The sequence below is a fragment of the Sphingobium limneticum genome, from assembly GCF_008710165.1.
GTDB lineage: Bacteria > Pseudomonadota > Alphaproteobacteria > Sphingomonadales > Sphingomonadaceae > Sphingobium > Sphingobium limneticum.
The window spans coordinates 132,655-156,217 of record NZ_VYQA01000001.1 but is presented as its reverse complement, the minus strand read 5'-3'; the positions used below and the strand labels follow the sequence as shown (position 1 = coordinate 156,217).

The window sequence follows — 23,563 nt, the reverse complement described above, 5'->3', positions numbered from 1 at the left end:
GAGGATCATATGGCTTCGACGGACAGATTCGATGCGATCGTCATCGGTACGGGCATCAGCGGTGGCTGGGCCGCCAAGGAATTGACGGAAAAAGGGCTGCGCGTCCTGATGCTGGATCGCGGCCACATGGTCGAACATGGCGAAGGCTATACCTATGACGGTCGCCCCGCCTTTGACGTGCCGGCGCGCAACATCATGCCCGACGCCCTGCGGGAAAGCGACTATTTCATCGCCAAGCACGGCTATGTTCAGCCCAGCAACCAGGCTTTCTACAATAACGACCGGCTGAACCCCTATGATTATGAGGAGGGCAGCAAATTCTACTGGATTCGCCCTGGCGCCGTCGGCGGCAAGTCGCTGATCTGGGGGCGCTGGAGCTTCCGCTGGAGCGCTGCCGATTTCGAGGCGAACAAGCGCGATGGTATCGGCGGCGCCTGGCCGATCACCTATGACGACCTTGTGCCGTGGTACGACTATGTCGAAAAATATGCCGGCGTATCGGGCTCGCGCGAGAATCTGCCTTATCTGCCGGATAGCCAGTTCCAGCCGCCCATGCCCATGAATATCGCGGAAAAATGGATGAAGCAGCGGCTGGAAAGCGAATTTCCCGGCCGCAAGATGATCAACGCCCGCCTGTCCAACATGACCGAAGACAAGCCGGAACAGGGCCGCACCAAATGCCAGGTCCGCAATCAGTGCGGCAATGGCTGTTCCTTCGGCGCCTATTTCTCGACCCAGGCGGTGACGCTGCCGGCGGCGCGGGCGACCGGGCGGCTGACGCTGCGCTCCGATGCGGTCGTCACCAACCTCGAATATGATCCGGCGACCAAGAAGGTGACGGGCGTGCGCTTCGTCGACACCAAGACGGGCCAGGCCGAAACGGTGACCGCGAAGCTGGTCTTCCTCAACGCCTCGACCCTCGGCTCGGTGCAGATCCTCATGAACTCCCGCCAGCCGGACGGGACGCGCAGCCATTTCGATTCCAGCGGCACGCTGGGCCGTTATGTCATGGACCATATCTTCCGCGTCGGCGTGAAGGGCGACATTCCCGGCATGGAGGAATTTATCGAATTCGGTCGCCGTCCCGGCGGCGTCTATGTCCCGCGCTTCCGCAACAATGGTCAGGATGGCGATGTCGGCTTCAAGCGTGGCTATGGCTATCAGGGTGCCGCCTATCGCGAACCGTCCAAGCCGGTCGGCTTCGGCGCATCGATGAAGCAGGGCATGCGTCGTTACAGCGGCTGGAAATTCCAGATGGGCGCCTTCGGCGAATGCCTGCCTTACGAAGACAATCATGTCGCGCTGAACCCGGACAAGACCGACCGGTTCGGCGTCCCGCTGATGCGGTTCAACGTCACCTTCCGCGAAAATGAGCAGCGGATGATGATCGACGCCCGCGAACAGGGCGAAAAGATGCTGCGCGCCGCCGGCCTCAAAAATGTCGAAAGCAGCGTGCGGGAACATGTGCCCGGTGACGCCATCCATGAAATGGGCGGCGCACGCATGGGCGACGATCCCCGCGCGTCGGTGCTCAACAAATGGAGCCAGGCGCATGACGCGTCCAACCTGTTCGTCACCGACGGCGCCCAGATGGCGTCGATCAGCTGCGTCAATCCCTCGCTCACCTTCATGGCGTTGACAGCGCGCGCCGTGGATCATGCGGTCAAGGGGTTGAAGGCCGGCACGGTCTGAACGACATCCCGTCCCTTTCGCCACTATGACGCGATCGACAAGGCGCTATCAGGAGGGGCGAGGGGGACATGGATGTGACGGTAAGACGACGGCAAAGGGGGGTGACCATCCGCGCAGTGGCGGAACGGGCCGGTGTGTCCGCCATGACCGTTTCCAACGTCATCAACGGTGCCGGTCGCGCGGGCGCAGCGACGATCGAGGCGGTGCAGGCGGCGATCGCGGACCTCGGCTATGTCCCCAACCTTGCCGCCCGCCGCCTGGCCAAGGCGCGGGCGACGACCGTGGGCCTGATCTACGATCGGCGCACGCCCTTTCTGGACGCGGTGTTGGTCGGTTCGCTGCGGGCCACCAATGCCCATGGCTTGCAACTCATCCTGCGCGATGGTGAGGATGTCGCCCGCGACGGTGCCGAACGGATCGCGCAGGATCTGGTGCGCAGCGGGGCGGATGCGCTGCTGCTCGTCCCGCCCTTTGCCGAACAGCTGAGCGGTTCGGCCGCCCTTGCGTCGCTGGGCGTACCGCTGGCGACGATCGCGACCGGCATGGCCATGCCGGACGTGACCACCGTCCGTATCGACAATCACGCGGCGATGCTCTCCATAACGCAGCGGGTCATCGCCAACGGCCACAGGCGGATCGCCTATATCGCCGGTCCCGATCCCTATAGCGTCGTCGCCGCGCGTCTCGACGGCTTTCGCGCGGCGCTCGCCCGGCATGGCCTGTCCGAAGATGCGGCATTGATCGTCGAGCATGGCGACTTCGACTATCTGTCGGGCATCGCGGCCGCACAGTCGCTGCTGTCCAACCCGGATCGGCCCACAGCCATCATCTGTAGCAGCGACGATCTGGCCGCCGGCGTCATCGCCCATGCCCAGACTATCGGGCTGCGCCTGCCGCGCGATCTGACGGTGACGGGCTTTGACGATACCATCCTTGCCTCGCGCATCTTTCCGCCGCTGACCGTGGTGCGTCAGCCGGTCGAGGAGATGGCGTTTCGTGCGACCCAATGCCTGATCGCGGCGCTGGGCAAGGGGGCCGAGCAGACGATCATCAGCGACGAGCTTTTCGACCATGTCATTGTCGAGCGCCAATCCGTGGCGGCGGCACCCGAACATGAATCTATGAAGGAGTGAGGCAATGAAGGCCAGCAGAAGGGAATGGACAGCCATGGTGGCATTGGGTGGTGCGGGTATGGCGCTGACGCCGGCAAAGGCGGCGGGTCAGCCGCAATTGGTGCATCATGTCTTTTTCTGGCTGAAACAACCCGGATCGCAGGCGGATCGCGACCGATTGATCGCGGGGCTGCGCACATTGCGCGATATCCCCGTCATCCGCAGGCTGGAAATCGGCGTCCCCGCCAGCACCGAAAAGCGCGACGTCGTCGATTCCAGCTATGATGTGTCGGAACTCATGTTCTTCGACAATGCGCAGGATCAGAAAAGCTATCAGGATCACCCGATCCATCAGGCCTTCGTGAAATCCTGCGAAGGGCTGTGGCAGAAAGTCGTCGTCTACGACATGGCGATCGTGCCTGACTAGGGCTGGCGTCTATCGGCACACCGCCCATTTGTCGCAGCTTATGCTGTCGGCGCCGGGCAGGCTGCGCAGATAATCCTGCGTCCAGCGCCGCCCGCCTACGACAACATTGTCCAGCGTCGGCGGGTCGACGTCCACGGTCACGGACGGCTTGGCTTCTCGCCCCACGCGGATATTCACCAGCCGCAGGTCGTGGATCGGCGCGTCGGGCAGGCCGCGCACGATCAGCACCCGCTCGGTCGATCCGATCACGCAATCGCGCGCCGACACATGGGCGACCTGCGGCACATGGCCGCCGCCGTCGCCTTCTTCATAAAGCATCCAGATCTGGATGAAGGCCTTGTCCACTGCGCCGGCCTGGATACGGCGCAGATGGATATGGTCGATCAGTCCACCGCGATAGCTGTTCGATTTGATGATGAGCGCACGGGTCAGGTTCGGGCTGTCCATCCGGCAGTCATGGATGAAGACATTGCGCACGCCGCCGGTCAGCTCGCTGCCGATGGCAACGCCGGCATGGCCATCCTTCATCAGGCAATGGCGGATGACGATATTCTCACAGGGCTTGCCCAATCGCCGCCCGTCCGCATTGCGCGCCGCCTTGATGGCGATGCAATCGTCGCCCGTGTCGAACACGCACTGTTCGATCAATACGCCGTTGCAGGATTCCGGGTCGATCCCGTCATTGTTCGGCCCATGGCTGGCGCAGGTGACGCGGCGGAAGGTGACGTCGGTACATTCGACCGGATGCACCTGCCAGAAGGGCGCGGCCTCCACCCTGATACCCTCCATCAGCACCCGGCGGCAACGATAGGGCTGGAAGAAGGAGGGACGCAGCCGGCTGCCCTCGCCGAATATGCGCTCGGCCACCGGCACGCCACGTTCGGCCATGTCGAACAGGCGTGCGCGATCGGCGGCCTGTCGTTCCTTGTCCGGCGTGTCGCCATAGCGCCCCGCCCAGGGGCCTTTCCAGGGCCACCATGTCCGGTCGTCCGCCGATCCGTCGATTACGCCGTCGCCGGTCAGCGCGATATCCTCCGCCTCGAACGCATGGATGAGCGGCTGATAGCCCATCAATTCCACGCCTTCCCAACGCGTATGAACGGGTGGAAGATATCTGGCCGGATCGGGGATGAACGTCAGCCGTGCGCCCTTGGCCACATGCAGTTCCATGCGCGATTCCAGGCGTATGGGACCAGTCAACGTTACCCCACGCGGCACGATGATCCGGCCGCCACCTGCTGCGGCACAAGCGGCGATGGCGCGGGCGATGGCGCCGCTGTCGTCCGTTCGCCCGTCCGACACCGCACCGAAGGCGGCGATCGGAAAGCGACGGTGCGGGATTCGCGGCGGCTGGATGGCGTTCGCAATGGCTCTGGCCTTCGCCTCGACATCATCCAGCGACGTCGCGGCCCATCCCGGTCGCAGCGATAGGAGGGAGAGAGCACCGGCCATCGCACCGCGGCGCGACGATGCGAATGATATCGTCACCGGGTGGTAGCCAGATCGACGCTACCGGCCCTCAGGCCGTCGGCGGTGGCGGTGACGGTCAAGCGCCCTTTGCCCGCGCCCCGGACCAGCGCGACCGCCAGCCCGTCCTGCACAGCACGATCGGGCGAGGGGAAGGGGGTATGATCGACCGAGGAACCGTTGTCGGTCGCAATCAACTGTCCCGCGCCCTTGACTGTGAAATGCAGGCGGTGGCTGGCGGAGGGAACCGTGATGCCGTTCGCGTCCACCACCCGCGCGCGCACATAGACCATGTCGTCGAACGTCGACCCGACGGTCGGCGCGTTCGGCGTCAATTCGACGCGCACCGGCTTGCCCGCGGTCCGCAGGCTGTCGGACACCGCCTCGCTGCCCGGATCGCGACAGGTGGCCCGCACTTCGCCGGGCGCATAACGCACCGCCCAGCGGCGCGGCGAGGCATCCTGATGGATCGGCAAGGAGCCGAGCGAACGGCCGTTCATAAACGCCTCGACCTGCTGGCAATTGCTGTAGACCTCGATCGTCTCGTCATGCGGGCTGCGATCCTGCGGCGTCCAGTCGTCGAACAGGGCGACCTTTGGCTTGGGCGTGGCGACGGCGATCATCGTCGGCAGCACGGGCTGGTTCGGCCCGCCCGCGCCATCGGTCGACGGACCGGCCGCCGCCGGATCGGCATTGCGCACGACATGCAGCACCGGCTTGTCCGACCACCAGCTTTCACGCTCCATGCCGCTGATCTTCTGGCGGCCGGTGCGATCCAGCAGACCCGCCGGATTCTGGATATTGGGCCAGCCCGACCGGTTCGCCTCGCCCAGATAGTCGATGCCGGTCCAAAGGAACATGCCCGAAAAGGGCGCATAGTCGCGCACCGGCACCCAGTTGGTGCGATTATGGGCATTTTCGGTGCCGACGATGCTGCGCTTGGGGTTCTGCTTGCTGGCCGCGATCAGCTCATTTTCGCGATAATTCTGCCCGACGACGTCCAGCATGTCGGCCAGCCCATTGTCATAATCCTTGGTCACGTTCGGTCGGAATAGCGCCATCGTCACCGGGCGTGACGGATCTGCGGCATGGACGATGTCCAATATGCTGCGCAGCGCCGCCTTGGCCTGTACCGGATAGGCGGTGTCGTGGATTTCGTTGCCCGCGCTCCACAGGGCGATGCTGGGATGATTGCGGTCGCGCCGTACCATGTCCAACGTATCTCGCTTATGCCAGTCGCCGAAGAAGAGATGATAATCCTCCGGCGTCTTGGCGACATTCCACTGGTCGAACAGTTCGTCCATCACGATCAGCCCGAGTTCGTCGGTCAGGTCGAGAAATTCGGGGCTGGGTACATTATGGGCGGTGCGGATCGCATTGACGCCCTGCGCCTTGAGCGTCGTCAGTCACTGGCGCCACACCGCCAGCGGTACGGCAGCCCCTACCGCGCCGCCATCATGATGCAGCGCCACGCCCTTCAGCTTGAAATTGCGGCCATTCAGCCAGAATCCGGTTGCGGGATCGAACCGGGCTTCGCGCACGCCGAAGCGCACATCCTCATTATCGAGCAGCGTGCCATCGGCGGCCAGCACCCGAATGGCGGCGTGATATTGCGCCGGATCGCTGATGTCCCAACGACGCGGGCGGGGCAGCGCGACCTCGACCGGAACGATCACCGTACGACCGGCGGCCACGCTGGCGGCCGTCGTCACGGTCCGGGCGACTTCGCGGCCATCGGGATCGGTCAAGACCAGTTCGATCTTCACCTGCGCCGCATCGCCGCTATCATTCTGCACATCTGCGGTGACGGCAATGGTCGCCTGGCTGTCGCTGATGGCCGTCGCCCGGACATAGGCGCCGCCCTGCGATATATGCACATCCCCCGTTTCGATCAGGCGGACAGGACGATAGATGCCCGATCCTGTATACCAGCGCGAAGACGGCGCAGCGGACGTGTCCGCACGCACTGCTATAACGTTGCGGCCATCCGCGCGTAGATGTCGGGTCAGGTCGTAACGCTGGCTGACATAGCCCATTGGGCGATAGCCGATATGATGGCCATTCACCCAGACGCCACTACGCTCCATGATGCCATCAAATTCGATATAATAGCGCCGCCCCGGCTTGGGCGTCAGGGTCAGCGGCTTGCGATACCAGGCTACCCCGCTCGGCAGGAAGCCATTCTCGCCAGCGGCTTTCGCATTGGGGTCGAACGGGCCGGCGATGGCCCAGTCGTGCGGCACGGTGACGGCCTGCCATGACGCATCGTCCAGCGTCGCCGTCTCTGCGCCTTCCGGATCGGCCTGGATGAAACGCCAGCCGTCGGGCAGCGGCGTCACGGCGCGCGGCGCCGCGTGGGCTGCGCCGATCGACGCCAGAACCGTCGCCAGCGTGTAGACTTTCCTCATGCCGACCCATGTGCGCACAGCCATCTCCTCTCCTGCTGACCAGCTTCACCGGCCTAGGTGCATGGCTAAAGACTATTCCACTATTTGCAATATGGTTTCAACATGCGGAGTATTTTGAGGTGGCGAGGCCAATGGAAGGCGGCGCCGGCGATTCCTTTCCTGACGGACGGGAAAGGCCGGCGCGGATCAAATCAGACGAACTGATGCTTCTGTTCGCCCAGCTTTTCGATGCCAAGGCTGACGACGTCACCGGCCTTCAGATACCAGGGCTCCGGCTTCTGCCCCAGCCCTACGCCCGGCGGCGTGCCGGTGGTGATGATGTCGCCGGGCAGCAACGTCATGAACTGGCTGACATAGGCGACGATCTGCGCGACGGTGAAGATCATCGTCTTCGTGCTGCCGTCCTGTTTGCGCGCGCCATTGACGTCCAGCCACATGGACAGCGCCTGCGGATCGCCCACTTCGTCGGCGGTGACAAGCCACGGACCCACCGGGCCGAAGGTCGGGAAACCCTTGCCCTTGTCCCATGTCGCGCCGCGCTCGATCTGCCACGCGCGCTCGGACACATCGTCCACCACGCAATAGCCCGCAACATGGTTCAGGGCGTCGGCTTCGCTCACATTATTGGCGGTGCTGCCGATGATGACGCCCAACTCGACTTCCCAGTCGGTCTTTTGCGATCCGGCCGGAATGGTGACGGGATCATTCGGGCCCTGAATGCAGCTGACCCATTTGTTGAACACGACCGGTTCGGCCGGGATCGGCAGGTTCGATTCGGCGGCATGGTCGGCATAGTTGAGGCCGATGGCGACGAACTGTCGCGTGCCGGCGACCGGCGGACCATAGCGGACCGGCCCTTCGATCAGGGGCAGGCTTGTCGGATCGATGGCGGCCAGTCGCGCCAATCCCTCCGGACCGATTGCCGCGCCGTCCAGATCGGCGACATGGGCCGACAGATCGCGTATATAACCATCGCCATCGACCAGAGCAGGGCGTTCCTGACCGGCATCCCCGATACGGCATAATTTCATGTGTGGCGTCCTTTCAGATGAATTTTCGACGAACTGGCATAAATGATTGCGCTACCATCATTCCGATGCCCTATGTAGTGGAATTGGCGCACAAGAAGCTGGGTGGAGAGAGACATGGATGAGCATCGCACCGCGCGGCCGCGCATCCTGGATTCGCATCACCATTATTGGCGGATAGGGGGACCGGGGCAAGCCTGGCCCGATGCAGGCTGGCCATTGATTCACCGCGACTTCCTGCCGACCGACCTGCGCGCGGCGACGGACGGGCTGGATCTGGTCGGCACCGTGCTGGTGCAATCGCAACCGGACGATCGCGACACCGACTGGATGCTCGCACTGGCTGCCGAGGATACTTCCATTCTGGCTGTCGTGGGCTGGGTCGCGCTGGACGATGCCGGCGCTCCCGCCCGGATCGCGCAACTGGCCCGGCATCCCAAGCTGGTCGGCCTGCGTCCGATGTTGCAGAGCATGGACGACAGCGATTGGATTTTGCGGGACGCCTGTGCCCCTGCGATCGACGCGATGCTGACCCATGGCTTGCGCTTCGACGCGCTGGTGCAGCCTCGTCATTTGCCGGCGATCGGCCGTCTGGCCCAACGCTGGCCGGACCTGCCGATCGTCATCGACCATGGCGCCAAGCCTTTCGCGGCCCAAGGACGTCTCGATCCCTGGCGTGACGACCTCGCCGCACTGGCGCGCTTTTCGAATATCTGGTGCAAGCTGTCGGGCCTGCGCACGGAGCAGGCGCCGGGACAGTCGGCCGATGCGCTGGCGCCCTATGTCGCGCATATCCTGGCGCAGTTTGGCGACCGGACGATGTGGGGCAGCGACTGGCCGGTGCTTTTGCAGATGGGCGATCGGTATAGCGATTGGGTCGACGCCACAGTGCGACTTGCCGGCCCGCTCGACGCGGACGGCCGCGCCCGTTTGTTCGAGGGCGCGGCCCGCGCCTTTTATGGCCTGCTGGCGGACTGATTGGCAAAGTGCAGGCTGTCCTACAGCGCACCATCCGGGATATGGACGATCCAGAGGACACAGCGCCAGCCTGTTAATATAATATCCTATCGTCGCATCGATATTTCAGGATTTACGGGAAATATGCGAAGTTAAGGCAGGCCTTTCCTATTGTCCGGCCCGCCGCAGGACGCAGCGGGCCTTGCCTTCATTCACTGGCGACGCTGACCCGCTCCAGTCGGGGCGAGAGCAGGTGCACGGCCGCCAGCGCCACGAAATAGGCGCTCGCCGCCACGGCGAACAGCGGCGTATAGCTGCCGATACTGTCGAGCACATAGCCGGCATATTTGGCCATCGCCATGCCGCCCATCGCGCCCACCGTGCCGCCGATGCCCACGACCGATCCCACCGCACCGCGCGGGAACAGGTCCGACGGCAATGTGTAGAGATTGGCCGAGAAAGCCTGATGCGCCGCCGTCGCTATGCCGATGATCAGCACCGCCACCCACAGATTGTCGATCGACTGGGCAAAGAAGACCGGCAGCACTGCGCAGGCGCACAGCAACATGGTCAGCTTGCGCGCGGCATTGACGCTCTTGCCCGCCTTCATCAAACGGCCGGACATCCATCCACCCGCAACGCTGCCCAGGTCCGATAGTAAATAGATGGCAACCAGCGGCGGCCCGAAGCTCAGCAGGTCGAGGCCATAACGGGTACCCAGATATCCGGGCAGCCAGAAGAGGAAGAACCACCAGATCGGGTCGATACAGAATTTCCCGATGGCATAGGCCCATGTTTCTCTGACGGTGATCAGGCGGCCCCAGCCGATCGGCTGGACCGGATCGGCCGGATCTTGGCGGATATAGGCCAGTTCCTCGGCCGAAATCTTCTTATGGGCCTCAGGCTTGCGATAGAGCGCCAGCCAGGCGATCAGCCAGAGGACGCCGAAAATCCCGGTAGCGTAGAAAGCGACCCGCCAGCCATAGGCGACGGTCAGCCAGGGCACCAGCAGCGGCGTCACGATCGCGCCGATATTGGCCCCCGCGTTGAACAGGCCGATGGCGAAGGCGCGTTCCTTTTGCGGAAACCATTCGGTCACCGCCTTGATCCCCGCCGGGAAATTCCCGGATTCGCCGACGCCCAGACCAAAGCGCGCCATTGCGAACTGGGTGACGCTATGCACCCCGCCATGCGCCATATGGGCGATGGTCCAGATGACGACGGCGATGGCATAGCCAAAGCGTGCGCCGACCAGATCGACGATCCGGCCGAAGCCCAGATAACCGACCGCATAAGCCGCCTGGAACCAGAAGACGATATTGGCATAATCCGTTTCGGACCAGGCCATTTCCGCCGACAAAGTGGGTTTCAGCACCCCGATCATCTGACGATCGACATAGTTGATCGCGGTCGCCGCGAACAACAGCGCGACCACGACCCAGCGATAACGGGTCGGCGGGCGATCCTCGATCTGTATGTCCTTCATCATCCTGCTCCTGTTGCGGCTCTTGACGTCCGCTGTTTATCGCGCTGGCTGGGCTTCTATCCGGCAGTTCAGGGTGCCAAGCGGGCCGAAATCCGTTTCCACCTGCTGCCCGGGTCTGACAGGATGGACACCGGTAACCGCGCCGGTGGAAATCCACCAGCCCTCTTCGACCGCGATGCCGCGCTGCGCCAGATTTTCCAGCAGGAATCGCACCGATCCGATCGCGCCATGGTTGAAGGCCGCGGCCGTGCCTGCGCCGATCTCCACCCCGTCGATGCGAGTAACGATCCGCTGTTGTGCATAGGCGCCATCGTGCCAGTCGGGTACGGCCGGGCCGATCAGCAAGCCGTTATTATTGCCGAAATCGGATACCGTCACTGCCGGGCCATGACCGTTGATGCCCTGAAAGGGCGAACTGGCAATCTCGATCCCGATATGCACGGCATCGACATGGTCGGCGGCTTCCTCCAGCGTGAATTGCCGCTGATCGGGGGCGGGGGCTTTACCGATCCGAAACAGAAATTCCGCCTCGACCGCGCCGAACCCTTCGGCGAAGACAAGGCCGGTCGCCAGCCCATCCACCTGCGCTACCGTCGAGGCGAAAATCGGTCCGGCGAGCCGGTCGCAGCCATAGCGAGCATCCAGCGGCGGCAATATGCGCCCGACCTTCCAGCCGGCAACCGGTTCCGTTACCCGCGCCATGGCTTGTGCCTGAATATCATAGCCCGCATCCAGCGTTTCCGGTGGGGTGCCGGGATAGTCGGTCAGGCCCGTTGCGGCCCGACGTGCGGCCAGAAAACGGTCCGCGATGGTCCCTGCTCCGTTGCTTGCGTTCATGGAACGTCCTTTTCTGTCATTTGCCTATGCGGTAATGGAAACCGGTGTCATTGGCAAGCGGACGCTTCTGGCGTCGCATCGATTGTGCGGTATAAGGCGGCATGGCAAAGCAGAAGCAGGATGAGGGGCAGGCGCCCAAGCTGACGATCAACGACATCGCCCGCATGGCCGGCGTGTCGAAAAAGACCGTCAGCCGGGTGATAAACCGTTCGCCGCTATTGAACCGGGAAACCCGCGACAGGGTGGAAACGATCATCCGCGATACCGGCTATGTCCCCAATCCGCAGGCGCGCGCGCTTGCGCTGGGGCGCAATTTCCTGATCGGCCTGGTCTACGACAATCCCAACGTCCAGATGATCCTCAGCATGCAGAAGGGGATATTGGAAGCGCTGCACGGCACGGAATTCGAACTCGTGATTCGGCCGGTCGATCGCGGATCCAATCTGGTGATGGAGGATATTCGCAGCTTCGTGACGCGCCAGCGCCTGTTCGGCGTGGTCATCCTGCCGCCCATGTCGGAAAATGACGCGCTGGCGCGCATGCTGGATGAGGAAGGGTGTCGCTATGTCCGCATGGGTTCGGCCGTGCTGGACGATCCTGAGCATATGGTGGCGTCGAACGATCGGGAGGCGGTGGCCGATGCGGTGCGCCATTTGATCGCGCAGGGGCATCGACGGATTGGTCTGATCGCCGGGCCGCACGGCTTTCGCTCCGCGCAGGAGCGGCGGGAAGGTTTTGAACTGGCGTTGAAAGAGGCCGGGATCAGCCTGCCACGCAGCCTGGTAGCGGACGGCCAATATACGTTCGAATCGGGTCTGTCCGCGTCCGAAAGCCTGCTCGACCTGTCACCTCGACCGACCGCGATCTTCGCCAGCAACGACGAGATGGCGGCCGGCGTCCTCTATGCCGCGCGCCTGCGCGGGATCGCCGTGCCGGAAGAATTGTCGATCATCGGCTTCGACGATACGCCGGTCACGACCCGCGTCTGGCCGCCATTGACCACGGTTCGCTGGCCGATCGTCGCCATGGGCCGCGCCGCCGCGCTCAAATTGATCGGCACCGCCATCGGCGAAGATGCAGAAGTCAACGAGCCGTCGATGTTCAGTTCGACATTGATCCGACGCGGATCGGTTGCACCGCCAGCGACAAGCTGATATCGCCGCTTCATGACACCGGTGTCCAATGGGGCATGGCGGAGAGGAGATTCAGATGTTCGAGAAGACCTATTATGCGACGCATCCCGATATGATGGAGTGCGTATCGAACGATGAATTGCGGGATCGTTATCTGATCGGCGGGCTGTTTCGCGATGGTGAGGTGGTGCTGAACTATACCCATGCCGAACGGTTCGTGATCGGCGGCGTGGCGGTGGTGGATGCGCCGGTGACGCTGCCGGCGCAGAGCGAGCCGGCTTCTGCGGCGGGCCATCCTTTCCTTGAGCGGCGCGAACTGGCGATCGTCAATGTCGGCGGCGTCACCGGCACGGTCACGGTCGATGGCGAAGTCTTCACGCTGGGCAACAAGGATTGCCTCTATGTGACGATGGGCGCGAAGGATGTTGAATTTGCGGGGGCTGGCGCGCGCTATTATCTCGCCTCCTGCCCGGCGCATAAGGAGTTCAAGACGCAGCTGATCTCGGTGGCGGATGCGACCACGCTGGAACGCGGCTCCCTGGAGGAATCGAACGAGCGGACGATCTATCAGATGGTCATCCCCGGCATCTGCGAGAGCGCGCAGCTGGTGATGGGCCTGACGGTGCTCAAGCCCGGTTCGGTGTGGAACACCATGCCCCCGCATATCCATGAGCGCCGCAGCGAGATCTATTTCTATTTCGAACTGGACGGGCCGAGCGACCGCGTCTTCCACTATATGGGCGAAGGCGAAGCGATGCGGCACATCGTCATGGCGAACGAGGAAGCGGTGATATCACCGCCCTGGTCTGTGCATATGGGATCGGGCACCAAGGCCTATGCCTTTATCTGGGCGATGGCGGGCGAGAACCAGGATTATACCGACATGAACGTGCTGGATATCTGCCAGCTGGCGTAATCGACCGCCCCCCTAACCCCCTTGCCGTCATTCCCGCGAAGGCGGGAATCCATCTCCCGGTCGTGCGATCTGTGGCTTGGTCAGGAGATGGATACCCGCCTTCGCGGGGATGATGCGGAGAATAGTCCATGACCCAAATCTTCGATCTTTCCGGCAAGGTGGCGATCGTCACCGGGGCCAATACCGGTATCGGCCAGGCGATCGCGCTGTCGCTGGCCGCGGCGGGCGCCAATATCGCGGCGGTGGGGCGCACCCCGGCGGAAGAGACGGTAGCGCAGGTCCGTGCGCTGGGTCGCCGGGCGGACATCATATCGGCCGATCTCAGCAGCATCGAGCCGGTGCAGCGGGTGGTGGACGAGACGATCGAGAAACTGGGCGGGCTCGACATATTGGTCAACAATGCCGGGATCATCCGCCGGGCCGACAGCGTCGACTTTACCGAAGCGGACTGGGACGCGGTGATCGACACCAACCTTAAAGTTTTGTTCTTCCTCTGTCAGGCGGCGGGTCGGCACATGATCGCGCAAGGCAGCGGCAAGATCGTCAACATCGCGTCCTTGCTGTCCTTCCAGGGTGGGATCCGGGTGCCAAGCTATACCGCGTCCAAGAGCGGGGCGGGGGGACTGACGAAGCTGCTGGCGAACGAGTGGGCGGCCAGGGGCGTGAACGTCAACGCCATCGCGCCGGGCTATATCGCGACCAACAACACCGCCGCCTTGCAGGCCGACGAGACGCGCAACCGGCAGATACAGGAGCGCATCCCGGCCGGGCGCTGGGGCGAGGCCAGCGATATCGGCGGCGCGGCGGTGTTCCTGGCGTCGCGCGCGGCGGACTATATCCATGGCCATGTGCTGGCCGTCGATGGCGGGTGGCTCGCGCGCTGATGTGAACACACGGGAGAGGAGAGAGGCATGCCCAATCGGCGGGGCTTCATCGGCGCGGGGCTGACCCTGATGGCATCGCCAGCCTTTGCGGCGGCATCCGATCCGGTCGTCACCACCAGCCATGGCCGGATAAGGGGCGTGCGGGAAGGCGGGCTGCATGTGTTTCGCGGGGTCCGTTACGGGCAGAATACCGCAGCACGCCGGTTCCGTGCACCGATCGCGCCCGCACCTTGGCGAGATGTGAGGCCGGCCGTCGCCTTCGCGCCCTCCTGCCCACAAAAAGCCATGCAGGCCGCGACCAGCGAGGATTGTCTTTTCCTCAATATCTGGACGCCGGGGACGCAGCGGCAGGCGAAACGCCCGGTGCTGCTCTATATCCATGGCGGCGCCTATTCCAACGGCAGCGTGGTCGATCCGCTGAATGACGGGCGGCATCTGGCCGGGCGCGATGTCGTGGTGGTCACGGTCAATCATCGGCTCAATGCGCTGGGCTATCTCTATCTGGCTGCGCTCGATCCGCGCTTTGCCGATAGCGGCAATGCGGGGCAGCTGGACTTGATCCTGGCGCTGCGCTGGGTGCGGGAGAATATTGCGAGCTTCGGCGGAGATCCGGCGAACATAACGGTCTTCGGCCAGTCTGGCGGCGGCGCCAAGATTGCGACGATGATGGCGATGCCCGCCGCCAAGGGGCTGTTCCACCACGCCATCACCATGAGCGGGCAGCAGGTGACGGCCAGCGGCCCGATCAACGCGGCGCGGCGGACGGCCGCCTATCTGACGAAACTGGGCGTGTCGCCGACCGATCTGACGCCGTTGCTGACCATGCCGGTCGCGCGTCTGATAGACGGGCTGGATGCTGTCGATCCGATATTGGGCGGCGGTCTATATATGGGGCCGGTGCTGGACATGCGCTGGCTGAAGCGACACCCTTTCTGGCCCGATGCCGCGCCGCAAGGCAATGCCATCCCGATGATGCTGGGCAATACACGGGACGAGACGCGCGCCTTCATCGACCCGGACGGGCCGCTGATAAGGGGGCTGGACTGGGCCAACCTGCCCGGCCGGATGGCTGGCGAACTGCGCATGGACCTGCCTCCGGAATGGATCGTCGCGCAATATCGGGCGCATCATCCCGACTGGTCTGCGGAGCGCATCTTCTACGCCGCGACCACGGCCGGGCGCAGCTGGCCGGGGCAGGTGATCGAGGCGGAGGCGAGGGCGCGGGCCGCCGCGCCGACTTGGGTTTATCAGGTCGATTTCCAGTCGCCGACCCAACCCCGACGGGGTGCACCGCACACCATGGATATCGCGCTGGCCTTCGGCACGCTGGACGCACCGGGTTCCTTTACCGGGACCGGAGCGGGTGCGCGGGCCGCATCGGCGGCGATGATGGATCGCTTTTTGGCGTTCGCGCTACGGGGCGATCCCAATGGCGCGGGTCTGGCGGACTGGACGCCATATCGATTGGACCGACGATCCACGATGATCTTCGACATCGACAGCCATATGGCTGACGATCCGCGCGGCTGGGAACGGGAAATATTCGCGCAGGTACCTTATATCCAGCCGGGCAGCTGACAGGAAATCCCACGCTTAACTTCGCACATTTCCCGCAATTTTCGACATTTCATATCCTATGTCGGATATTTTATTGCCAACCATCGTGGTTGATCGCGACAGGGGCAGCCTTGGCTGCTGCGCGCCGACACCGCGCATCATGGCATTATGGGGCTGGATAGGACAGGGTGCTGGCGACACTGGCCCAGCATGCGCGCGCTAAAAAGCGGAACTTCCCCAAGCCACTTATCCTCACTCCTTCACAGGATAGGCAATAATCAACGCCAGCGGTTCGCGGCCGGTCTGTTTGATCCCCACGACGGCGCCATCGTAGAGATAGGCGGCCATGCCGGGGGTCAGATTGCGGGTCTGGCCGTCGGAACTGACGTCGCCGGTGCCCGACAGGACATAATAGACCTCGTCATGGGCGATGGGGTGCAGGCCGATGGCGGCGCCGACATGCAGGATTCGCTTGCGGAACTCCATGCGGCGCGGTTGGGGCACGGCGTCGCTGATACGATAGGCGGTGCTCATGCCGATCTTGCCATGGGGTGTGGCTTCTTCGCGCGCGACGTCCTTCTCGTCGATCACCGCCATGGGCGGCGCAGCAGAGGTAGCGGCCGCGGCGGCCAGCAATAGCGGCAGGATGGTCATTTCTTCCCTCCCGGCTCGCCCTGCCGCATCATCTTGTCGCGGTCCGACAGATGTTCGGCAATCTCCGCCTTTTGCCCCGGATAGCGACCCGATTTCGGCTCCATCGTGTCGAGATTCCAGTCGGCCTCGACAAAGGGGGCACGCGTCTGCGCCATTTTCGGATAGCCGCCGACCTGCCGTTCATCATCGATGATCTCGCCCCGCCCTTCGGCCACGAAGAAGAGGACGCGCAGATCGTCGGCGTCGCGGTCCCAGGGGCGGGCGCCGGCATGGCCAAGCACATGGGTTTCGACATCACGCGTCGGCAGAACCTGCGTCCCGGGCCACCAGATGGGCGGCGCCGGCAATTCGTTCAGCTTCGCGCGGGTTTCGCCATAGCGGCCGAACATCGGCAGCGGCTGGCCGAATTTATCGACGGCGATATTATCCTTGCCATGATAGTCGAGGTCGCCGTCGCCGCCCAGCGTCAGGAACGGCATGCCGGGAGCGGTCGACACGCCGCCGCGCAGGACATTGCCGACTGCCGATATCTTGCCGGTCTGATAGGGATGATCGCCCCATTCCAGCGCCATCAGATTATAATGGACCGCCCGCTCGCCCGGATCATAAAGGATATTGTTGACCAGTTCGACCTGGCCGCCGCCCTTCACCAGCGGGTTGCGTTCCTTGTTATGGGCATAGATGTTACGCCAGATCATGATCTGGCTGGCATTGTCGTGAATCAGCGTGCCCTTGCTATGTTCGCCCTTGGGGTGGCTGGCGTCGGCTAGGCCTTCTGCCGCGATATTGTAGGAGAAGGTGATGGCGTGGCTGGTGCCCTTGCGCCAATCGTCCGGCGTCCTGCCCTCGAAGCGCGGGCCGGATGCGGACATATTCTCGTCGATCGCCCAGGTGAAGCTGCAATGGTCGATGATGACATGATGGGCGGCCACGGTGGACAGGGCGTCGGCTTCCCAACCGCTCAGCTTGGGCTGGCCATCGACGCCGGTGCGGATGCGGATATGGCGCATCACGACATCATGAGTCGCGATGTCGATGCCGGTCTTGATGAGGGTGATGCCGGGCGACGGCGCCGTCTGGCCGGCGATGGTGACATAGGGTTCGGTGATTTTCAGCGTTTCGCGGCCTAAATCGATGATGCCAGCCACTTCGAACACGATGATGCGCGGGCCCTTTGCCTCCAGCGCGGCCTTGAAACTGCCCGGGCCGTCGGGTGCGAGGGTGGTGACGCGAATGATGCGTCCGCCCCGTCCGCCGGGGGTGGTGGCGGCCCAGCCGACTGCGCCGGGAAAGGCGAGGGCGCTGCTCTGGTTCGTGTCGGCCTGTCCGGCTTTGACGTTGGCGGTGGGCGGTGCGGCCATGGCGGGCACAATGGGGAGCAATGCGAGCGCACCCAGCAGAGCAAGAGATGGCGTGGCCGAAGGCAGGGTCATGACTTTTCTCTCCTATCCGTACATTATTGGCATCGTGACGATATGGCTGCAAGAATTTTTGACACCGGTGTCCGATTAAGGTGAATGAGCCAGCGCCAATCAGCTGTGCCCTGAGGAAAAACTCGAGGCCCGCCCCCATAATTTGCTATTATATTCAATATTATATCAGATACGTCCTGTCTGTTGCTCCGGATCATATTGACAGTCCGTCGCAGCACGCGCATCAATGACACCGGTTTCCAACCATGGTCGTGATCGCTGAAAAGGCGACGGGCGATGGGCCGGGCATGATCCCGGCAGGACCATGACGCACGACCGGCTCCATCGCCGGCGTGCGGGCATAGTGGGAAAGGGAGAGGAAAGCTGATGCGTGCAAAGCAATTCACAAGGGGCGAGCGGTCCTGGTTGGCAGGGACGTCGCTGGCCGCCATGCTGCTGGCGATGCCGGGCGCGGCGCTGGCGCAGGACGCAGGGCCGGTCGATCCGGCGCCACAGGCGGCCGTCGGCGATGAAGCGGCCGATATCGTCGTCACCGGCTTTCGCCAGTCGCTGGGCGCGGCGATCAACCTGAAGCGACAGACGGTGGGATCGGTCGATGCGATCGTGGCGGAGGATATCGCCAAATTCCCCGACCAGAATCTGGCGGAATCCTTGCAGCGTATTCCCGGCATTTCGATCCAGCGCGATGGCGGCGAAGGGCGCGCGATCACCGTCCGCGGTCTGGGCGCGCAATTTACCCGCGTGCGCGTGAACGGGCTGGAAACGGTCGCCACCTCGACCGACGGCGCCAGTTCCAACCGCGACCGCGCCTTCGACTTCAATGTCTTCGCGTCGGAGCTGTTCAGTTCGCTGGTGGTGCACAAGACGGCTGAGGCCTCTTTGGACGAAGGCTCGCTTGGCGCGGTGGTGGACCTCAACACCGGCAATCCTCTGGCGGGCAAGGACGGCTTCACCTTCGTCGGCTCGGCGACCGGTTCCTATAATGACCTGAGCAAGAAATGGGGACCGCGTCTGGCGGGCCTCATGTCCTGGAAGTCGGCTGACGGGCAATGGGGCGTGGCGCTGTCCGCCGCCTATTCCAAGCTCGACACCAAGCAGATGGGCAACAATACGGTGCGCTGGTCGCAGGCCCGGTTCGACAGCGTCAATGGCACGCGTTGTTTCTACCAAAGCGCTGCGAGCAACACGGGCGTGGCCAATGCAGGCGGCGTCTATACCAACGGCCGGGTCGCGGCCTGCGATCAGGCGGCGCTCGCCTTCCACCCGCGCATCCCACGCTATGGCGAAATTGCCCAGGAACGCGAGCGGCTGGGCGTGACCGGGTCGATCCAGTGGGCGCCGTCCGACGCGACCAAGGTATCGATCGACGGCCTCTTCTCCCGCTTCCGCGAGACGCGCGAGGAGAAATGGGGCGAAGTGCTGCTCCGATCCAACGAGCGGTCGATCGACGTGGTCAACCCGGTCTATGACGGCAAGGGCAATATGGTGTCGGCGACGCTGAACGACGCCTGGGTCCGCACCGAACATTATCTGCGCAAGTCGCAGACGAAATTCTATCAGCTGGGCGGAACCTGGGATCAGGATGTCAGCGATGCCTTCCGCTTCACTTTGCTTGGCGGTTTTTCCAAGTCGGATGCGTCGATCCCGGTCGAAACGACCTTGGTGTTCGACGATCGCGATGCGCAGGGCTACAGCTACGACTATAGCAATATGCGCCGGCCGGTGCTGAGTTTCGGCACCAGCGTCACCAACCCGGCCAATTTCCAGCTGGCCGAAATCCGCGACCGGCCATCCTCCACCGTCAACAAGTTCCGTACCGCGCAACTGCGCACCGAATGGGATGTGACAGAGGGGTTCACGGTGAAGACGGGCGCGCTCTATCGCCGCTTCTCCTTCGATACCGAAGGCTTCACCCGCGACACCGTGGTGTGTGGCAATGGCGGTGTCGACCGCGTGCTGGGCACGGTCAACTGCTCGCCCAGCAGCGCCTTCGGGCCGAGCGCCATCTACGGCCTGCCGGTGACGTCGGCGCTGGCGGAGCTGTTCACGCTGAAGGGCGCGGGCGCGCCGGCGGGCACGACGACGCAATGGCTGGTCCCCAATCTGGCGGCGGGCACCGACTATACCAAACTATATGAGCGGGCGCTGACGGTCGATGCCGGCAATACCCGCGGCGTGGTGGAAAAGACCACCGGCGGCTATATCCAGTTCGATGCCAAGGGTGAGATTTTCGGCCTGGAATATGCCGCCAATGCCGGCATCCGCTATGTGAAGACCGAGCAAAGCTCGCGCGGCCTCAACAATGGCACGATGGTCAGCGTGTCGCGATCCTATGAGGATTGGCTGCCCGCCGCCAACATCGCCTTCTTCCCGCATCGCGACGTGATCGTGCGCGCGTCGGTGGCGGACGTGGTGACGCGCCCGTCGCTCGGCAATCTGACGCCGGGCGGATCGGTCGATGGCTTCAATTATCGGGTCAGCTTCGGTAATCCGTTCCTCGATCCGTTCCGGGCCACGGCCTATGACGTGGCGGTCGAATGGTATTTCGCGCCACAGTCGGTCTTTTCCGTCGCGGCGTTCAAGAAGGATGTACAGAGCTTCCCGATCAGCCAGACCATCACCGGCACCTTCGCGTCCACTGGCCTGCCTTTGTCGGTCATCCCGCCCAGCTCGCCCGCCGCGCTCCAGCCGGAACGGACGGAAGGCTGGGCGATCAGCACCATCGTCAACGGCACGGGCGCCAGCCTGAAGGGGATCGAACTGTCGGTGCAGGCGCCCTTCACCTTCCTGCCCGGCTTCCTGTCGCATTTTGGCGGGATCGTGAATGCGACCTTCGTGGATTCCAGCGCCAACTACACCGTGTCCGGCCCGGCGATCGTGCCCGGAGGTGGCAATATCGCCTCGGTCCGCAACGCGACCCTGTTCGGCCTGTCCAAGCGCGCCTTTAACGGCACGCTCTATTATGAGGACGCCAAATTCTCTGCCCGCGTGTCGGCCAGCTATCGCAGCGGCTATATCGACCAGAATAGCGGGACGGGCAATGTGTTCGAAGGCTATAACAGCACGGTCAATGTCGATGCGTCTGTGCGCTACAAGCTGACCGAGGGACTTGAATTGTCGCTGGAAGGGATCAACCTGACCGACGATTATCGCGACCGCTACACCGATCTGGACGCCAATCGCAATTATGAGCAGCTGCATTTCGGCCGCACCATCCAACTGGGTGCGCGGTTCAAGATGTGACGGTTCATGGGTCCGGGCCGCTTCTGCACGGGCGGTCCGGACATTTCATTCAAGGAGAGAGCATGACGATCAGCCGGCGCGACGCCATGACGGGCGTATTGGCCGCAGGCAGCGCAATGGCGCTGACCCGCACCGATCGGGCGGAGTCAGCGCCTGCTGCTACGGCGCCCGCCACCGAATGGAAACGCGGACCGGACAACCAGCGTATTGCCGACCTGGGCGACGGGCGCTTCCTCAATCCGCTATTGTCGGGCGACCGGCCCGATCCCGCCATCCTGAAGGATGGCTCGGATTATTACATGACCTTCTCCAGCTTCGACAGCTATCCCGGCATCACCATCTGGCACAGCCGCGACCTCATCAACTGGCAACCGCGCAAGGCGGTTTTGAACAAGAATATCGGATCGGTCTGGGCGGTCAGTCTGGAGAAATATAAGGGCCGCTATTTCCTCTATATTCCGGTCAAGGCCGAACCCAACAGCATCTTCGTCATCCATGCCGACAGCATCGACGGGCCGTGGAGCGACCCCATCGACCTGAAGCTGCACCAGCATATCGACCCCTGCCATGCGGTGGGCGAGGATGGCAGTCGCTGGCTGTTCCTGTCGGGCGGCGACCGCATCCGCCTATCCGACGATGGCCTGTCGACCGTGGGCGAGGTCGAGCATGTCTATGACCCCTGGCGTTATCCCGACACATGGGATGTCGAGGGTTTCGCGCCGGAGGGGCCGAAGATTCACCGCCATGGCGACTGGTTCTACATGCTGACCGCCGTGGGCGGCACCGCCGGGCCGCCGACCGGCCATATGGTGATCGCGGCAAGATCCAAATCGATCCATGGCCCGTGGGAGCAGCATCCCGATAACCCGCTGGTCCACACGCAAAGCGCCGACGAACGCTGGTGGTCGCGCGGCCATGCCAGCCTGGTGGAAGCACCGGACAAAAGCTGGTGGGCGGTCTATCATGGTTATGAAAATGGCCTGTGGACGCTGGGGCGGCAGACCCTGCTCGATCCTGTGGAATGGACGCCGGACGGCTGGTTCCGCATGAAGGGCGGCGATCTGGCGCAGCCGATCGCCAAGCCGCGCGGCGGGCAGGCATTGGCGCACGGCATGGCGCTGTCGGACGATTTTCGCGACCTGAAGCTGGGCGCGAAATGGAATTTCTTTCGCCCGGCCCCGGACGAAGCGCGCCGGGCGCGGGTGGAGAAGGGCGCGCTGATCCTGACAGGGCGGGGGACCGCGCCGGTCGATTCATCGCCACTGCTGCTGATCGCGGGCGACCCGGCTTACGAGTTCCAATGCGACATCGAAATTGCGCCGGGCGGCACGGCGGGGCTGATCCTCTTTTATGACGACAAGCTCTATTGCGGGCTGGGTTTCGACGAGACGCGCTTCGTCACTCACCAATATGGCATGGAGCGCGGCCGGCCGGCCAACCCCTATGGCCGGCGGCTGACGTTGAAGGTCAGCAACCGCCACCATATCGTCTCCTATCACCTGTCGCGTGATGGTGGACGGACATGGAGCCGGTTCGACCGGGGCATGGAAGTGTCGGGATATCATCATAATGTGCGCGGCGGCTTCCTGATGCTGCGACCGGGGCTGTATGCAGCGGGACCGGGCGAGGCGAAGTTTCGCGATTTCCGGTTCCGGGCGTTGTAATATAGGGGACGTCATGCTGAACTTGTCTAGCTGCGCTGGCCCTCGGCTCAGCATCTATTGTGCCTCCCGGCACCGTCTGCCTGTTGGTTCAGCATGATGATTGGTAACGGTGGTCGCTCCTATAACGGAATGGCCGTCGTATATTTCGTCATCGACAGGGCGAAATGGGACGCTGCGCCCGCCACCGAAGGATGGCCGAGCAGGGTTTGCATCAGGAAGCGGTTATAATCCTCGACATCGGCGACGACGATCCGGATCAGATAGTCCCATTCTCCGGACATGGAGAAACATTCCACGATCTCCGGCCGCCCGTCGACGAAATGTTCGAAGGCGGCGCGGGCTTCGCGGGCGTGGCTGCGCATGCGGATGTTGCAGAGGACGTTGACGCCCCGCCCGACCTGCGCCGGATCGACCAGCCGCACGGTGCGGGTCAATATGCCCGCCGCCTCCAGCGCCTTGATCCGCCGCCAGCATGACGCGCTGGACGCGCCGACCCGCTCGGCCAGATCCTGATGGCTAAGGCTGGCATCGGCCTGGAGCGCGGACAGGATGCGCCGATCCACCTCATCTATCTGACCATCCTGTTTCATATACTGTCCATATATGATGAATATTCATCGTTTATAGCTGAGAATCCGGCAAGAATGAAACGTAATTTCCGGTTT

Annotated in this window: 19 protein-coding genes; 10 read left to right on the top strand and 9 right to left on the bottom strand. The window is 63.4% G+C overall.

Annotated elements, in window-relative coordinates; genetic code table 11:
* The first annotated feature begins 9 nt into the window (after positions 1-9).
* The 3 genes from F4U95_RS00570 (at position 10) to F4U95_RS00560 (ending at position 3,231) form a co-directional block, all read left to right on the top strand.
* Positions 10-1,692 (top strand): GMC oxidoreductase, encoded by a 1,683-nt coding sequence (locus F4U95_RS00570; RefSeq protein ID WP_120253072.1) that lies wholly within the window; start codon positions 10-12, stop codon positions 1,690-1,692.
* Between the two features lie 68 nt (positions 1,693-1,760).
* Positions 1,761-2,825: a LacI family DNA-binding transcriptional regulator gene (locus F4U95_RS00565; protein ID WP_120253071.1), complete on the top strand. Its 1,065-nt coding sequence runs from the start codon at positions 1,761-1,763 to the stop codon at positions 2,823-2,825.
* A 4-nt stretch (positions 2,826-2,829) separates the two neighbouring features.
* On the top strand, positions 2,830-3,231 hold the full coding sequence (locus F4U95_RS00560; protein ID WP_232016247.1) for a Dabb family protein: 402 nt from the start codon (positions 2,830-2,832) through the stop codon (positions 3,229-3,231).
* Positions 3,232-3,240: 9 nt separating this feature from the next.
* Here the strand turns inward: F4U95_RS00560 and F4U95_RS00555 are convergent, their stop codons facing one another.
* The 4 genes from F4U95_RS00555 to F4U95_RS00545 all read right to left on the bottom strand — a co-directional run bounded on the left by F4U95_RS00555 (position 3,241) and on the right by F4U95_RS00545 (position 8,137).
* Positions 3,241-4,719, bottom strand: coding sequence for a glycoside hydrolase family 28 protein (locus F4U95_RS00555; RefSeq protein ID WP_197716463.1), 1,479 nt, complete (start codon positions 4,717-4,719; stop codon positions 3,241-3,243).
* Positions 4,716-6,104 (bottom strand): glycoside hydrolase family 2 TIM barrel-domain containing protein, encoded by a 1,389-nt coding sequence (locus F4U95_RS24875; protein ID WP_211363928.1) that lies wholly within the window; start codon positions 6,102-6,104, stop codon positions 4,716-4,718. The genes F4U95_RS00555 and F4U95_RS24875 overlap by 4 nt, the downstream gene beginning before the upstream one ends.
* The gene (locus F4U95_RS24870; RefSeq protein WP_211363924.1) at positions 6,105-7,130 is read right to left on the bottom strand and encodes a glycosyl hydrolase 2 galactose-binding domain-containing protein; all 1,026 of its coding nucleotides are present in this window, start codon (positions 7,128-7,130) and stop codon (positions 6,105-6,107) included.
* A gap of 167 nt (positions 7,131-7,297) precedes the next feature.
* Positions 7,298-8,137 carry a fumarylacetoacetate hydrolase family protein gene (locus tag F4U95_RS00545; RefSeq protein ID WP_150411819.1) on the bottom strand — a complete coding sequence of 280 codons (840 nt, stop codon included), beginning with the start codon at positions 8,135-8,137 and terminating at the stop codon, positions 7,298-7,300.
* A gap of 114 nt (positions 8,138-8,251) precedes the next feature.
* Here F4U95_RS00545 and F4U95_RS00540 point away from each other — a divergent pair, with 114 nt between their 5' ends.
* Entirely contained in the window at positions 8,252-9,112 is an 861-nt protein-coding gene (locus F4U95_RS00540) for an amidohydrolase family protein (RefSeq protein WP_120253067.1), read from the top strand.
* A 187-nt stretch (positions 9,113-9,299) separates the two neighbouring features.
* Here F4U95_RS00540 and F4U95_RS00535 read toward each other — a convergent pair whose 3' ends face one another.
* Together F4U95_RS00535 and F4U95_RS00530 are read right to left on the bottom strand one after the other, a co-directional pair.
* Positions 9,300-10,580 (bottom strand): MFS transporter, encoded by a 1,281-nt coding sequence (locus tag F4U95_RS00535; protein WP_120253066.1) that lies wholly within the window; start codon positions 10,578-10,580, stop codon positions 9,300-9,302.
* A gap of 33 nt (positions 10,581-10,613) precedes the next feature.
* Positions 10,614-11,414 carry a 2-keto-4-pentenoate hydratase gene (locus F4U95_RS00530; RefSeq protein WP_120253065.1) on the bottom strand — a complete coding sequence of 267 codons (801 nt, stop codon included), beginning with the start codon at positions 11,412-11,414 and terminating at the stop codon, positions 10,614-10,616.
* A 101-nt stretch (positions 11,415-11,515) separates the two neighbouring features.
* Here F4U95_RS00530 and F4U95_RS00525 point away from each other — a divergent pair, with 101 nt between their 5' ends.
* The 4 genes from F4U95_RS00525 (at position 11,516) to F4U95_RS00510 (ending at position 15,925) form a co-directional block, all read left to right on the top strand.
* The gene (locus tag F4U95_RS00525) at positions 11,516-12,568 is read left to right on the top strand and encodes a LacI family DNA-binding transcriptional regulator (protein ID WP_120253064.1); all 1,053 of its coding nucleotides are present in this window, start codon (positions 11,516-11,518) and stop codon (positions 12,566-12,568) included.
* Between the two features lie 55 nt (positions 12,569-12,623).
* Positions 12,624-13,463 (top strand): 5-dehydro-4-deoxy-D-glucuronate isomerase, encoded by an 840-nt coding sequence (gene kduI, locus F4U95_RS00520; protein ID WP_150411820.1) that lies wholly within the window; start codon positions 12,624-12,626, stop codon positions 13,461-13,463.
* 128 nt (positions 13,464-13,591) lie between these two features.
* A complete protein-coding gene (gene kduD / locus F4U95_RS00515) occupies positions 13,592-14,347 on the top strand; it encodes a 2-dehydro-3-deoxy-D-gluconate 5-dehydrogenase KduD (protein WP_120253063.1) in 756 nt (251 codons plus the stop codon).
* A 27-nt stretch (positions 14,348-14,374) separates the two neighbouring features.
* Positions 14,375-15,925 (top strand): carboxylesterase/lipase family protein, encoded by a 1,551-nt coding sequence (locus F4U95_RS00510; RefSeq protein ID WP_120253062.1) that lies wholly within the window; start codon positions 14,375-14,377, stop codon positions 15,923-15,925.
* Positions 15,926-16,156: 231 nt separating this feature from the next.
* On the opposite strand, the gene F4U95_RS00505 is transcribed toward F4U95_RS00510, so the two are convergent.
* Together F4U95_RS00505 and F4U95_RS00500 are read right to left on the bottom strand one after the other, a co-directional pair.
* Positions 16,157-16,558: a cupin domain-containing protein gene (locus F4U95_RS00505; RefSeq protein WP_172598872.1), complete on the bottom strand. Its 402-nt coding sequence runs from the start codon at positions 16,556-16,558 to the stop codon at positions 16,157-16,159.
* Positions 16,555-17,919, bottom strand: a complete 1,365-nt coding sequence (locus F4U95_RS00500) for a pectate lyase family protein (RefSeq protein WP_120253061.1) — start codon at positions 17,917-17,919, stop codon at positions 16,555-16,557. The genes F4U95_RS00505 and F4U95_RS00500 overlap by 4 nt, the downstream gene beginning before the upstream one ends.
* Before the next feature lie 438 nt (positions 17,920-18,357).
* Between F4U95_RS00500 and F4U95_RS00495 the strand changes: the two genes are divergently transcribed.
* Complete coding sequence (locus tag F4U95_RS00495) at positions 18,358-21,234, top strand: TonB-dependent receptor (RefSeq protein WP_120253060.1); 2,877 nt, start codon at positions 18,358-18,360, stop codon at positions 21,232-21,234.
* 62 nt (positions 21,235-21,296) lie between these two features.
* Complete coding sequence (locus F4U95_RS00490; protein WP_120253059.1) at positions 21,297-22,898, top strand: family 43 glycosylhydrolase; 1,602 nt, start codon at positions 21,297-21,299, stop codon at positions 22,896-22,898.
* A gap of 119 nt (positions 22,899-23,017) precedes the next feature.
* Here the strand turns inward: F4U95_RS00490 and F4U95_RS00485 are convergent, their stop codons facing one another.
* Positions 23,018-23,488, bottom strand: a complete 471-nt coding sequence (locus F4U95_RS00485) for an Lrp/AsnC family transcriptional regulator (protein ID WP_120253058.1) — start codon at positions 23,486-23,488, stop codon at positions 23,018-23,020.
* Positions 23,489-23,563 lie beyond the last annotated feature (75 nt).